Origin of the sequence: Legionella sp. PC1000 (assembly GCF_014109805.1) — a bacterium.
GTDB lineage: Bacteria > Pseudomonadota > Gammaproteobacteria > Legionellales > Legionellaceae > Legionella > Legionella resiliens.
On the sequence record NZ_CP059400.1, the window covers coordinates 2,383,819 to 2,397,562 of the forward strand.

Below are 13,744 nucleotides of genomic sequence, written 5' to 3' on the forward strand. Positions count from 1 at the left end.
TTTAAAAGAACTCTCGCAATAAATACGCAAAATGATGTAAAATTATCCATATTTGAATATATAGGGTAGTATTTTATTGAAATCGGATATTGAAAAAAGCATACACGCATTAGAAGTACGAATGTCGCTAGTTGAAAAGATTAATGGCATCGGATCAGCGACCGCGCAAAAACAATCTAAATCAATTAAAAACAAAAAAAATACGGACAAATCAATACCCAAGCCTATGTCAGGTAATTGGTTAGGTTTTGTTGCTTCAGTTTGTTTTATTCTAGCAGCGTGCTTCATTGTTAAATTATCAATTGAATCTGGGTGGTTAACTCATGAAAAGCAACTTGGAGTAGCGACATTATTTGGAATGGCTTTATTTACCGCAGGAATTGTTATTTCCAATGCGGATAGAATATATGCATGCTTTTTACCTGCTGCTGGAGCAATAGTACTTTATTTTACCTGTTATGCCGCATATCAATATTATTTGCTGATTTCATTTCAAACAGTCATTGCCGTATCAACCATTATCTCAGGGATTTCTATTTGGTTTTATTTACGGTTTAAACATGATATTTATGCGATTGTGGCTGCATTAGGTGCATACTTTGCCCCCATTGTTGCCGGTGTTGAAAATAATGCTATTTTTTCTTTGTATTATTTCACTATTTGTTCTTTGAATTTTGCAACACTTGCTATTTGGGTAGAGTCGCGTACCTTAACTATGATTTCTGCTTACTTAGCAATATCAATAACAGCAATCGTTGGACTAGAACTTAATCAAGATGTGTTAATCGCTACAGTCCTTGCTCTTAATTTTCTTATTTATTCAATTGGTACTCTATTTTTTACACAATTGACCAAAAAACAGCTCACTGAGAGAGAGTCATGGAGTCTTTTTCCAGTCTTATTGATTTTCTATGCAATGGAGTATTATTATCTAAGTCGTATTGATCAGACTCTAGCCTCATGTGTTTCCCTAGCATCAGCAGCTCTTTTAGTCGGACTCTATTGCTCAGCTAAAAGATGGTTTCCTGATCGTCGTTTTAACAGCCGTAATGTACTGCTGACCTTTGTAACCCTTGTCTGTTTCCATTCTATTTACCTTGGCCTTTTGCCGTTAAGTCTAAGACCATGGCTTTTTGCAGTAATTGTTTTTGCTTACACCCTCTTCCATGAAAAAATTAAATGGATACAATGGAATATTACATTCTTAATCCCATTTTTGGCGCTCTCTGCTATTTTGGGGATTGAATACTTAAGTATATTAGGCCACTTAGTGAATGGCAGCGGATTGTCTTGGTCTGCAGTGTCTTGGGTTTCTTTTGCCAGCATTTGGTATTTATTAATACAAAATCGCCAGGAAATAGTTTATAGAGAAGAATATTATTATGCATTACTAGCAGCAGCACATCTCCTTGCGATCATGAGTCTTTATCAACTAACTTCCGAATCCAGTACCTTGGCTGTGTCTGCTTCCTGGCTTATGTATGTTCTTGTTATCCTCCGCGTTTCAACACTGCGCAATGATGTCCTTATTGCGAAATCAGTTCTCCTTGTTTTATTTTTTGCTGCAGGAAAGGCCTTACTTTATGATGCATCATCAAGTCCAACAATTATTCGGACATTATCGCTTATCCTTACTGGAGTTGTTTTATATGCTTCAGGGCTTGTCATTAGGAAAAAAACGAAGTGGAGAAGTAAGCTAATTGAGGGCCATTCTCAAAGTACCGAATTGGATTGATAGTCAATTAATCATCATGGATGATGAATAAAAAATATCTTCATATCAGGATAATTCAAAATTGTTGCTTTTTATAATCAACTGTCTGTAATATAAAAAATCACGATTGTCATTTTTTGTTATTTTCGCATTTTAATTTTTAGTATCAGTTAAAAATAGAGAATAAATACATGCGTATCAATTTTAGCTTATTAAGACTTTTGCATCTTATTGAGTATCAAAAACCCAAAGGTGAGCAGTGTTCACTTGAATTGTTTCGACGAAGAATGAATCCAATCGAGCTTTCAACATGTATGCGGCACCTCTATCTGTTCTCTTCTGAACAGATAGAAATGCATAGTGCTCAATATCAAGAGATACTTTTAAATTTGAAAAAGCCGCGTTTACATCAAAAATTACCCCAATTAGATATTCTTGAAGGAAGTGAGGCCTATCGATTTCTTTTATTTTGGGTCATTGGAGGATTAAATAATAAAAAGCCTTTTGATGACGAACGTATTTTAGGTGATCTGAGAAAAATTTGCAGAAATTATGAAACTTCAATATCACCTGCTAAAAAAGAAGCCTGGCAACAAAATCAAGCGGTTATGCATGCATTATTAGCGGATGCAAGGCATTTATTAAAATTAACAAAAAATATTGAATTACCTTTAGAAGAAAAGAAAATACTTTTAAAAGCAGTTTGTGATCATTGTACCTGGGTCAGAGAACAAGGTTTTTTTGAGTTAACCCCATGCATCGATTATTCTTCTTTTCTTGATAAACATGAGATGGTAGTGCACCTTCATGGAATACTCGAAATAGTACGTCGAAAGGTCAATATTGAACTTGATAAAATTGCTGAAGATAAAGCGCCTATTTTCTTTTTATTTTCAAGGTCTGCAAACCGCTTGCAAAATAAATTGAACCAGATTGACACACTACAAGCGCTGTTAATAGATGAAGAACCTTCCTTAAAACATGCTGATGGATTAATTCATACTGAGGGGATGAAGATGTATGAAGGATACGTAGGATAACTATTTTATTATACACCAATACTGTGTTGGGATAATTTCTCCTCATTTAACTTAAGCCGACTTAAGGTAACTAAACTGAAAAAACCAATCAAGCACAGTAAGCACATAAAAGAACTTACATCTTTAATACCAATGACGCTCGTAATAAAACTAAATAAGGCTGAACAATTGAATTGACAAAATAGGGTTAAAGCTAAAGCCAATGCCATTTGTTTCGGGAACGGGCGTACGACTACGGAAGTTGCACTAGCCACAATAAATCCGGTGCCAAAATAATAGATCAGCATTGGGAAAATAAAGATAAGATAAATCGTGTCAGAAAGTAGACTAAACAGCCACATTAAAACTGCTGAAAAAGCAAAAAAATAAACCCCAAATGCAGTGAGTTGCCTGCTCGAATAATACTTAACCAAGATGCCGCAGCATGCTGTGCCTAATAAATGCATGATTGCCATAACTGTTTTAGCAAGACCATACTGGGTGGAACTCCATTGAGCCCCTTTAATCAAAATAAATGATGCAGAAGTATTAAAAGCGGATTCACCAGCCATCATTAATGCAGAAATCAATAAATAACCAACAAAAATAGGATGTCGGAAAACTGTTGTTATTATTTCTTTAAAACTCAAGCTCAATGAATAATTTGGTTTTGTTTCCTGTATCCTCATACTCAAGGGAAATAGAAACAGCGCATACAATGCGATGATTATAGATGCAGTCTGCCAATTCCAATGACTATTAATTAAGCCTCCCAAAAAAGGTAAAAAGCATATAAAAAAACCTCCCAGAGTAAAAAACCAGGCAAAGTATTGGGTTGCATGCTGTTCATCATGAGTATCATTAATCATTGCCCTCCCCATAAGCAATGTTGCTCCTACAGCCATTCCCTGAACAAAACGGCAAAGTAATAAAGCGCCAATAGAAGGACTAAATGCAGCGAGAAGATTAGAGATCAGATACAATAACAAGCCCCAAATAAATATAGGTTTCCTGCCATAATGTTCAGAAAGAACTCCCCACAAAATCATACTCAATGCCTTGCCCAGTAAAAAAAGACTAATGGTAAATTGAGCAATATTCGGTTTCACTGAAAAAGAATTGGCTAATTTAGGTAATGCTGGGGTAATAAAATGAATATCCAAATTCCCAAAAAACCAAGTAAATAATATAAGTAGAAGTTCTTTATTGGTCATGATGTACTATCTGAATACGCATTGGAAATCTGAGGTACCGGATTGATAAAAAATCCATGAAACCCCGCCACAAAAAGAGCAAATAAGCCATAGAAGCTGGCAATAATTACAAACAGTGTCGAATAAGCGAGCCAATTCATCAGCATGCCTCCGAGTAATAGGCCAATGAGATTTCCTAGTTTGGCAAAAGAATTTGCTAAACCAAGTGCGTAACCAGGTAAAGAATAACGATCGCTTAAAAGAGCACATAATGCAGGTAATAGGGCAGCTAAAACCACTCCCCATAAGCTACGGAAACAAGCAAAGAGAAAGAGATTGCTTGTAGTTGCTTGACATAACATAAGAATTAAACCGATTACACTGTAACGTACTAAATAGCGATGTACTAAAAAAATGTCACCTCGACATTGATCAAACTGACGCCCACACCATTCAGAACTCACTAACATTCCAGCAGCAGGGAGAGAATAAAGCAGACCGATAAGAATTAAATTATGAGAAAAAGAATCGTTTATAAATAAAGACAATCCCGGATCAGGTAAAAACTTAATGATTTGAGTTAAGGTAATTAAAAAACATAGAAAGTATATAGGCTTCGAATCAACCAACAGTCTATTGGTTTTTTGATTCCGATTTTTATCCGCTTTTTTTGGTGTTGCCGGAAGGTAATATTGCATAATAAGTGTTATAGCCAAGCAAATAGCCGTAGCAATCCCATATAATCCTTGGTAATTGGTAACAGCTAAGATTATTCCTCCTATGAAACCAGCTAGAGTAGTAGCAATCGCCTTTATAGATTGTAAACGCGCCAGCTGTCGACTTTTATGATGCCATTCGCAAAGGCTTAATGAATAAGTTTGCATGGATACAATAAAGCCTGCGAAAGCCCCCTGCAAAATACGAATGATTAAAATCCAGACGAGAGAATGAGCAAACATCATGGCCAGTTGGGTAACTACCAATGCCCAAGCTGCACGCATTAACATCGATTTATAACCATAACGATCGGCTGCAATCCCCCATACTGGTCCCATGATAATGTTCGCAAGCATAGGCAATACGAAACTGAGCATACTATAAAATACCACCTCCTGAAGTGCTCCTTCACTATGGGAGGCTATGAGCAAAGACAAAAAGGGATTTGTCATTTCTAAAGCCAGGATCATAAAAAATTGACTTACTAAAATGAGCGGCTGAAGTGATTTAGGCATAATTTCTGCTCAATGGATTTGTAATCATAGAAAATAAATCTTCGTTTTGATTTTCATGAAGACGCATGGCCAGCAAACATTTTTGTTGCCAAGGTTCAACAAGCAATTTCGTTCGATGCCAATGATGAATTTGGGGCTCAGTTTTAGTTCTAAGTTCTTCTAAAATATCATCGAGAATTTGTCTTACCCTTTGCCAAAGAATAGGCTTAGATAGCTCATAATCGACACTTAAACAATCAATAGCATAAGCCAAATTACTCAGCAGATTACCATGTATAAATTTATTACTCAGTTCACTTAGTCCAGTACAGGTTATGGTTGAATCTGGATGTAGTGTGGGTTTAATTACTTTCTCATAAAGTGGATGATTGCAAATTTTTATCCCTCCTAGATCACGTATTACAAGACCCGAAGGACGATTTGCTTGAAAAATAATTAATGTATTTTGTTGATGGGCTTCCAATGCAATCCCATAACATAACAATAGATGCAGCTGACTTGCTAAAACGCAGCGGCAATAATCAGTAAAGTAATTTACTGGATTACTTTTGCTGAGTTCAATGAGTTCGCTCAATAAAGATCTTCGACTTATAGGTGATCGTTTAAAGAGAGATGCCACTGGAACAAGTTTTTGGTTTAATCTAATCCATTGCAACGGGTTTTCACGAACTATGAGGGCCAAATGTTTCTTTTCATTATCAGGAATCGAGGGATGTAACACATTGATACCAGCTAAATCACGAGCCAAAAATAATTTCCCTCTATAATATTGATTTTGTGCAAGTAATTCATTGAGCCATTGTGATAATGTAGATGAGTTACTTACAGATGCAGGGGAAACCGTACGCAAAGATGAAGTTGTATGTACGCCTACAGCCAATTTCAAATGAGGACCATGTTTTGCGAGTGGCATCATGGTACGAAATGACATCGAAGGTTTTGTTTGTTGGTATACTGGATTGAGTATAAATTGATGCTCCTCAACCAAGGGTTTTGCAAGCGTCTGTAATTTATTAGCCCACTGCCAGGGGTGAATGGGTAATGGGTAATAATCCTCCGATTTTAGTTTCTTTAATCGCAGGGATTCACTCCACAAACTGTATTCCTTGGGAAAATGATTGCTAAATATCCAATGAAAAACCGACTTTGAAGTCGAAGTAAATGCAAGAGAATGATGGATTGCTGCCCAACAAATAGTGACTTCTGAATTGAATTCAGGAGAATACTGTATAACTTCTCTACGGTTAAACCCTATTTTGGCACGAAAATTAGGATGGGATGGATGCCCCATACATCCCCATTGTTCTAAGAAATTAAGTACTTGCTGCTGATCAAATTGTTCGATTAGCCAAGACCACAAATTAGAATACCCCTTTGCCTGGCGTCTTATTTTTTTATGCCACTGGTATTGATATGCAAGAGCTAGAGCTTGGTTCGCAATGCTTTCATTTAATTCTTCATTTAATGAGTGCCAGTTTTTAAATTGAACCTTTCGATTTTTTGCATAAATCTTCAGGATCTCAAGATAAGTAGCAATAGATTGGCTCGTTACTTTTTTATCAATTAATCCTTCTGAAAAAGCCGCCCTTTTTAACCGATTGAAACACTGCTGATAAGAGGTAAAAAGAAAATGCTCCATTTGGTTGGATGAAACAGGAAAATCAGCATTCAATAATAATGAACGTAATTGAACGTTTAGCTCATTAATGTGAGAACTCGATAAAATCATACGCACCACCCTCTTTATTGTCTGATAGCTTAAGTTGTTATTTATTGAGACAACTTTCTGATTGCCCAGACCAAAATCATTCAAGACAACCAAAATGAGAATCATTATCATTTGCAATATAAACGATAATGATTATCATTTGCAATAATTAGGAACGAATTTTTATAAAGAATGATCTGGAATAATTAAAAATTCACTATGAGTTGCAAAGCAAACGTATTTACTTTTGCAGACGACCCCACAATAGTCTTAGTAAGACCCGAGGCTTCATCATGGGAACTGTATTCATAATCTTTGAAATATTGAAATTGCGCCGTAAGATAACGTTTGGGATATGCAGCAAGACCTACACCGAGTCGCTTCTTTGGTATTCTTAATGCTAAAGCGTCATAAGAATATTCGTAAAATCCAATCAATTTCACGGGAGTTTTCTTTATCATTAACTCATAACTGCTTTGAAGGCTAAAAGCTTGAGGTTTAGCTCCCTTCCTATTATAGCTCAGTTCCGAAAGTTGGAATGGATGAACCGCGGTAACATAAGTTAAACTAGCGCCCGCTTTTTTATAATTTAAATGTACATAAGCAGCAAAACCAGGAACTTTGCTGTGGATGGTTCTCTCCAAAAAACCGCCAAACCCTTTGTTGTATTGAAAAAGCTGGCTATCAGCTAAAGAATATAGATAGCTGCCGCCAATATCATAGGTTCTTTTATGAATACCTACGTTTAAATTGTAATAAGGAAGAGAAGAGTAACTAATACGTGAGTAAGGCGAAAATATAGACACATTCATATAATAATCTGCGTCGTAACCCATCACCGCTGTTAATTCATTGGTTTGCCCTAAAGCTTTTGTCAGAGGCTTGTAAATAAGATCACTTTTATAGTTGCCAAAAGCCACCCATTTTCTCCCTCCCTCAAGGTACCAGTGTGAGTTAGGAATTTTTAACTCATGATAAAGTTGATCAAAATAAAATTGTGGGTTGATGGGAGTTGGTAGCGTATTGTAAATCAGCAATCCTTTCGTTTTATTCCAATCATTAATTTGCAACTCAGAACCTAATTTAACGTTTGATAATTGCTGGTTAAGCAAATACTTTTCTCCTTGAACTGCTGAGTTGGTCGCATTAAAAAATACATGCCCTTCATAGGAGAATCGTTTAGGACGCCATTCTAATACTGCAGGTTTTGCAAAAACATGAAATGGTATCAGCAAAATTGCAGCAAACATTGCAATTATTTTAATCATGATTAATAAAAATTATTAAAAACGACATACATCCTAATTGATAATGATTATCATTATCAATTAGGATGTATAAAAATAAATCTATTTATTGCTGGATTTATGATTAAAACCAGTAGAAACCGCTTTCAATGGGAGTTAGGGTTTAGATCACTTAAATAATTTTTCTTGGACACTTGGATGGCCAGCGCCTACGTACCACAACTTTTTCTTGAGAGATCTCCCCCAAAATTTTTCACCCTACCTGCTGCGCTTTATGCCTAGAGATCCTCACAAAATTTAATCAAGGTAAAGATCATTTGTTGCTTGAATCCATCTACTCTAAGGAATGGACACCCTATATCGAAGTCAAAAAAGCTGTCATCCCTGTAGATGTAGAATAGGTATTTTCCTATTTCGATTTTGTGAGGAACTCTCAGGATTTATGCGCGGTATCCAGGAGATCTTACTATATACAAAGAACTCAGGAGTAACCCAATGCATCATTCTGGATACCGTGCATAAAGCACGGTACGTAGGCGCGACGCCAGAACCTTTTAAAGCACCCCAACATGGCAGCCAGCTCAGTACCTGATTTTTGTCCAAGATTATGGGGGTATGTCTTACCAATTTATCGATTCAGAATGAGAACTGGAATCCTAAAAAATAAACGTACATTAGATAATTCACTAAGGTATTATATGTACAATAATCAAAGCTAATTTCGCTGAAAAAGAAGCGATAACCGTTAGAGGCAGCATCGCGGAGAATGTTATTAATAAAAATTTTTGAATGGATTTAACCTAATCATTTTCCTAATTGTAAAATCCATTTTGAACGCTCCTGATAAAAAATACATTACATCTAAAACGATTTAGAAGATTTTTTTTTGTTGCAAAAAAATGCCATAATAGCCCCCTCAGTTTTACAAAAGCAATCTTGAAGCTCTGCTTCATGTTGTAATAAAAAATATGAAACTGATAAACCCAAATAAACTTTAAAAAACAGGATGTTTATAATGAAAAAATTTTTTTGTTCCCTTTGTTTAAGTTTCAGCCTTTTTTCCAGTGTGTTCGCAAGCAACACTCTTGATTTATTAAACTCAGAGATTGCAAATATTCTGGTTCCATTTCAAAATCAAGCCACTGTGGCAAATCTCAAGTTTAACGCAGTAGAAATCAACAATGAACATGCAGCCAAAGTCGCTTTTAATGGGCTTTATCGCAAAATCGGTTCAAAAAATAGTTTCGAAATAAAAGTCGACAACCTCAGTTATGATTATGGCGATGGTACATCTCCTACGACTGTCCTAAAAGGCTCTCTTGGTCTGGATCTTACCAAGTTTTTAACTCGTGAAGAAAGCAATGAAATGATTCCCAGTGCGATTGAGCTTTTAGAAGCCACTGTGAAAAGCTATACCGAAGAATATGGTGATGCAATTTTTATCAAAGGAGTAGTTACTTCAACCACCAAAGATAATGACGGCAATTACACTGGATTAACCGCATTGATCTCAACAAAGATTGATCTCAATAAACTCCCTGAAAATCTATCTCGCCAAGAGGTTATGGCCACCGATGCTTTTTTCTCAATCACCTTAAATTTAAAGACTGGAATCGCTGTTGATGCCTTTATCATAAGTAACCCAGAGTATTGGGGATTTCAGGACAACCAACTTGGTTTGAAAGAACTGCTTGAACATCTTCTTGCCCGTGATAAAGAAGCAATTGAAGTTATCGTAAATGTATTTATGAATTTGGATTATATAGCTTCTAATATAGTCGAAATTGATAATTCATCATCTTGGAGCCTCTTCGCGAAGAAATTTATTACTTTGAACTAAGAGGCTATAGAACAAAAGCTCCCGTATTTGCCAAGCATAATACGGGATGCAACTCCCAAGAAAAGAATCTGGGAGTTGCAGATTTAACGGGCATGTTACTTCCGGAATTGCTCCAATAATTGCAAGGTCTTTTCTTTAGATATCCGTCCAACAGAGCTTAAATTAGTCAGTTGTTGCCCTTGTTTATCATAAAATAGCATCGTGGGGATACCATAAATGTGAAACGCTTGACGAATCTTGGCTACTGCATCTGTTTTTTCGCTGATATCAACCCGAAGACTTACTAAGTCTTGCATCGCATCGATGACTGCAGCTTGGTTAAAAACATACTTATCCATAGCCTGACAATCACTACACCACCCAGCAAAAAACTCGATAAAAACGCGCTTGTTGTTTGCCTTTGCTTCAGCTAATTTAGCATTGACCTCTTCAAGACTATGCACCATTAGGAATGGAGCATGTTTTACTGATTGAACAAGTGGAGCAGGTTGGAATGCTTGGTAAGCTAAAGCCCCTGCCCCCATCATGGCTAACAAAGCCACACCTTGTAACAATCGCCCCCCCAAATGATGTTCCTGACGAAATGCACCAAAAACCCATGCAGCGATAAGTAAGACTATAGCCCACAGCACATCAATCCAAAATGGTGGCACAACACGGCTTAATAACCAAACAGCCATGGCAAACATCATGATAGCAAAAACTTGTTTGATGCGAACCATCCAAGGTCCAGAGTTTGGTAAAAAACGCCCATAACCGGCTCCGACAAGCAGCAAGGGTAATCCCATTCCCAAAGCTAAAACAAAAAGCAACAAACCGCCTTGAGCAACATGTTTGCTTTGAGCAATATACGTTAGAATACCAATTAAGGGTGCCGTGACACACGGAGATACAACCAAAGTTGACAAAGACCCCATCAAAGTTGCTGAGATAACACCATGTCGACGTGATTTTTTGAGGGTAAACCGTGTGAAAATTGACAATCGTAATTCAAAAATACCCAACAACCATAAGGCCATTAAAGTAAATAAAATACTGAAACCCCCAATAATCATCGGCTGCTGCATTAAAGTTTGTACCGTTGAACCAAACCATGCTGCCAACATTCCCGCTACAGCATATGTGACTGCCATACCCATTACATAGCCTAAAGATAATTTAAAGGCATGGCGTCCTGTACTGGCTCCTTGTCCTGTGATAATACTGGATAGGATCGGTACCATAGGCAAAACACAGGGGGTAAACGCCAACAAAACACCGAGGCCAAAGAAGGCAGCCAAATAAAAAATCGGACTATGATTTTGAATAAACATCATTGCATCGACTGGATTAGCGCTGCTAAAACCCGCAGCAAAAACAGAAGATGAGGTGAATGTCATCAATAATGACAAAATTATTTTTTTCATTTTGATTCCTCTAATAATTATTTTTGAATTTAAATAAAAGAGAAATCAAATAGGAGGACGATATATTTCATCCCGAGGAGAGTTATATTTTGAGAAAACAAGTAAAAAACCAAGCAAACCAATGAGCCACTGTGCTATCCATTGTACTTTCAAATGAAATTCATCTTGAAGCCAATAAGAAGCAGAGAAACAGCCGTTATTCATAGCTTGCTGAACAGAGCAAGGAGTTAGCGCAAAAGAAAGAGCAGCAGGTGCACCCACACGTTTATTTAGGCAAGTTGGCATCTTGAGTGGCGCAAGAAAGAGAGCACTCATGAGTAACAACAGAATTAGCGAACGATATTTGCTCATTTGAACAACTTAACATAAAAAATACAAAGAAATCAATGTATGCAATTATGAAGTGATCCGCGCTGATGAATACAAACATGAAAAGAATTCATTTCTAACTATTAAATTTTTATAAATCGCTCAATGTCCCCGCGCGGGACATTGAGCGATAAACGTGCGGATCTATTAGACATTTTGTGAATACTTAAGTAGAACAAACAGCTTGCAATTCATCTGATCCTAAATTAATAAGATTAATTTGAGTTCCTGATTCTGCACTCACAGATAAACTGCTGTTATTTTTTACTTTGATTAGGGTTCCTTGGCCAGTAGATAGTTTTTTCCCATTTACGGTACCGCTATTTTTTACTACATTAATTTTGATTTTGCTCTTAGTAGGGTGCGTGCTTTGAACCACACAAGTAGCATTCAATGTCCACATCGTATTATTTGCGAGCATCTTCGATTCATTGGGACTAAGTTTAATTGTTTTTGCATTGGCGTGGGAACAAAATAATCCAATGAGCATAAAAAAAGATAGAGTTAAAATCTTATTCACGTTGCATCCTTAATGTCATTAATAAAAGTCATGAGCAAATATTGCATTCATAGTATATATTTTATACATTCAATATTAAGGTTTTATTAAGGCATAGTCCTGCTTCTCTTAACACCGGGATAAACCCATCTATTTTCCAATCATTAACCCTGACCCCACGACTTGTTGTCGGTCATCCCTGTGTAGGCAGGGATCCATTTACAATGTATACGAGAAAAACAAATTAAAAAATGGAGAAGACAATGGAAAAACCACCTTACTTGCATCAAATCCAGCGGATTCATTTGAATTATGACTATTTCAAACGATAGCTTCCCAGGAGGGTTTAGGATTAATAGTTGCCATTTTATAGAATATTGCTCACCATAGGATTGTATCGACATTACCTTTTTAAGGCGAAAGGATGGCAAGAACAAAATTTTCATTTTGGTCTGATGCAGCAGATGAAGAGTATTTTGTAGTGAAACTTAAAAAAGGAACAGAAGAACTCACTGCGATAAATGCAATACACGACCATATTTCCAACTCTATTTATCAAGTCCTTGGGGTATGTACAGCAAATTTATATATTGGATACTATCAAAAAATGCTTGCTTTAATATCAAAGGTCTTACCTGGTTACAAAGATCTTATTGAATGGCTTAACAACAAAAATGCATTAGAAGAAATTGAACAATATAATAAAGTTGATGAATTTGTAAACGCCTATAAAAAATTTGAAAGTGATTTATCAATTAACGGAAAAGAAAGTTTACTTGCCGCAGCGATTATCTTAGAGGATCTGGATGTTCTAGGCGCGGGTCTACGTAACATAGGTCTTATCAAGTTTTCGGGTAAACACCAAATTATAAAAATAGATCCCAGTGATTCTATATTTGATATCCCATCAGATAGGATTGATGCTGCCCTGGCTAAGTTTGAATCCAATTTATCATGGGACAATCCTTTAATATATTCACTCTTTTCCTTAAGCAAAGTATGCAATAATCCTAACAACATACTAGGCAATTTACATTTTAGTGAGTTTTTTCATGACATTGATAAAGAAAAACTGAAATATGAGTTAGCAAAATTTACGAGTTTAGATGATGCCTACATTAAAAAACTTATTATCCGTGATGAATACATAGAACTATTATCAATGGATGATAAAAAATTATATTTAGAACAATTATCTAACTTATTAGTGCGTAAAAAAAACATTTTGAAAAAAACTTTAAATTTACCTGAAATAAAAGTAACTCCGCCAGAACCAGCTCCAGTTTTCATAAAGGATGCTGTCTTCAGTGAACCAGTAGAACATATTAAACATGGTGCCTCTAAGCCTTTTAAAGTTAAAAGAATTGTGCCTTCAAAGGATCTGGATGCAGATTTGGTTAGTTGTACGTCGGATTTTATGATGAAAATCGTTTAGAAAACCCTAAAATGGCTCAATGCCTTCAGATTTCCGGAATGATGCAAAGTTTTTAACTAGATTGGGATTTAAATTAGCTTAT

At 36.1% G+C, this 13,744-nt stretch carries 11 protein-coding genes; 4 read left to right on the forward strand and 7 right to left on the reverse strand.

The features are described from left to right. Positions 1-121: 121 nt before the first annotated feature. Both FOLKNPGA_RS10480 and FOLKNPGA_RS10485 read left to right on the forward strand, forming a co-directional pair. Positions 122-1,735, forward strand: coding sequence for a DUF2339 domain-containing protein (locus FOLKNPGA_RS10480; RefSeq protein ID WP_255465956.1), 1,614 nt, complete (start codon positions 122-124; stop codon positions 1,733-1,735). Between the two features lie 170 nt (positions 1,736-1,905). After that, positions 1,906-2,754 (forward strand): hypothetical protein, encoded by an 849-nt coding sequence (locus tag FOLKNPGA_RS10485; RefSeq protein WP_182349872.1) that lies wholly within the window; start codon positions 1,906-1,908, stop codon positions 2,752-2,754. Between the two features lie 8 nt (positions 2,755-2,762). Here the strand turns inward: FOLKNPGA_RS10485 and FOLKNPGA_RS10490 are convergent, their stop codons facing one another. From FOLKNPGA_RS10490 to FOLKNPGA_RS10505, 4 genes are all read right to left on the reverse strand, one after another. Further along, positions 2,763-3,947 carry an MFS transporter gene (locus tag FOLKNPGA_RS10490; RefSeq protein ID WP_182349873.1) on the reverse strand — a complete coding sequence of 395 codons (1,185 nt, stop codon included), beginning with the start codon at positions 3,945-3,947 and terminating at the stop codon, positions 2,763-2,765. Further along, the gene (locus tag FOLKNPGA_RS10495; protein WP_182349874.1) at positions 3,944-5,158 is read right to left on the reverse strand and encodes an MFS transporter; all 1,215 of its coding nucleotides are present in this window, start codon (positions 5,156-5,158) and stop codon (positions 3,944-3,946) included. The genes FOLKNPGA_RS10490 and FOLKNPGA_RS10495 overlap by 4 nt, the downstream gene beginning before the upstream one ends. Then, a complete protein-coding gene (locus FOLKNPGA_RS10500) occupies positions 5,151-6,887 on the reverse strand; it encodes an IucA/IucC family siderophore biosynthesis protein (protein WP_255465957.1) in 1,737 nt (578 codons plus the stop codon). The genes FOLKNPGA_RS10495 and FOLKNPGA_RS10500 overlap by 8 nt, the downstream gene beginning before the upstream one ends. A gap of 185 nt (positions 6,888-7,072) precedes the next feature. Beyond that, positions 7,073-8,134, reverse strand: a complete 1,062-nt coding sequence (locus tag FOLKNPGA_RS10505; RefSeq protein WP_304599221.1) for an LbtU family siderophore porin — start codon at positions 8,132-8,134, stop codon at positions 7,073-7,075. 994 nt (positions 8,135-9,128) lie between these two features. On the opposite strand from FOLKNPGA_RS10505, the gene FOLKNPGA_RS10510 reads away from it, so the two are divergent. After that, complete coding sequence (locus tag FOLKNPGA_RS10510) at positions 9,129-9,953, forward strand: hypothetical protein (protein WP_182349875.1); 825 nt, start codon at positions 9,129-9,131, stop codon at positions 9,951-9,953. 95 nt (positions 9,954-10,048) lie between these two features. Here the strand turns inward: FOLKNPGA_RS10510 and dsbD are convergent, their stop codons facing one another. From dsbD to FOLKNPGA_RS10525, 3 genes are all read right to left on the reverse strand, one after another. Continuing rightward, on the reverse strand, positions 10,049-11,359 hold the full coding sequence (dsbD, locus tag FOLKNPGA_RS10515; protein WP_182349876.1) for a protein-disulfide reductase DsbD: 1,311 nt from the start codon (positions 11,357-11,359) through the stop codon (positions 10,049-10,051). A 45-nt stretch (positions 11,360-11,404) separates the two neighbouring features. Next, the gene (locus FOLKNPGA_RS10520; protein ID WP_182349877.1) at positions 11,405-11,710 is read right to left on the reverse strand and encodes a hypothetical protein; all 306 of its coding nucleotides are present in this window, start codon (positions 11,708-11,710) and stop codon (positions 11,405-11,407) included. A gap of 184 nt (positions 11,711-11,894) precedes the next feature. Next, on the reverse strand, positions 11,895-12,248 hold the full coding sequence (locus FOLKNPGA_RS10525) for a hypothetical protein (RefSeq protein ID WP_182349878.1): 354 nt from the start codon (positions 12,246-12,248) through the stop codon (positions 11,895-11,897). A 403-nt stretch (positions 12,249-12,651) separates the two neighbouring features. Here FOLKNPGA_RS10525 and FOLKNPGA_RS10530 point away from each other — a divergent pair, with 403 nt between their 5' ends. After that, positions 12,652-13,662, forward strand: coding sequence for a hypothetical protein (locus FOLKNPGA_RS10530; protein ID WP_182349879.1), 1,011 nt, complete (start codon positions 12,652-12,654; stop codon positions 13,660-13,662). The last annotated feature ends 82 nt before the right edge of the window (positions 13,663-13,744 follow it).

Coding starts and splice junctions, on each gene's coding strand:
- FOLKNPGA_RS10490 (WP_182349873.1), bottom strand. CDS start 3,947: ATGACCAATAAAGAACTTCTACTTATATTATTTACTTGGTTTTTTGGG.
- FOLKNPGA_RS10530 (WP_182349879.1), top strand. CDS start 12,652: ATGGCAAGAACAAAATTTTCATTTTGGTCTGATGCAGCAGATGAAGAG.
- FOLKNPGA_RS10495 (WP_182349874.1), bottom strand. CDS start 5,158: ATGCCTAAATCACTTCAGCCGCTCATTTTAGTAAGTCAATTTTTTATG.
- FOLKNPGA_RS10510 (WP_182349875.1), top strand. CDS start 9,129: ATGAAAAAATTTTTTTGTTCCCTTTGTTTAAGTTTCAGCCTTTTTTCC.
- FOLKNPGA_RS10480 (WP_255465956.1), top strand. CDS start 122: ATGTCGCTAGTTGAAAAGATTAATGGCATCGGATCAGCGACCGCGCAA.
- FOLKNPGA_RS10485 (WP_182349872.1), top strand. CDS start 1,906: ATGCGTATCAATTTTAGCTTATTAAGACTTTTGCATCTTATTGAGTAT.
- FOLKNPGA_RS10505 (WP_304599221.1), bottom strand. CDS start 8,134: ATGATTAAAATAATTGCAATGTTTGCTGCAATTTTGCTGATACCATTT.
- FOLKNPGA_RS10500 (WP_255465957.1), bottom strand. CDS start 6,887: ATGATTTTATCGAGTTCTCACATTAATGAGCTAAACGTTCAATTACGT.
- FOLKNPGA_RS10520 (WP_182349877.1), bottom strand. CDS start 11,710: ATGAGCAAATATCGTTCGCTAATTCTGTTGTTACTCATGAGTGCTCTC.
- dsbD (WP_182349876.1), bottom strand. CDS start 11,359: ATGAAAAAAATAATTTTGTCATTATTGATGACATTCACCTCATCTTCT.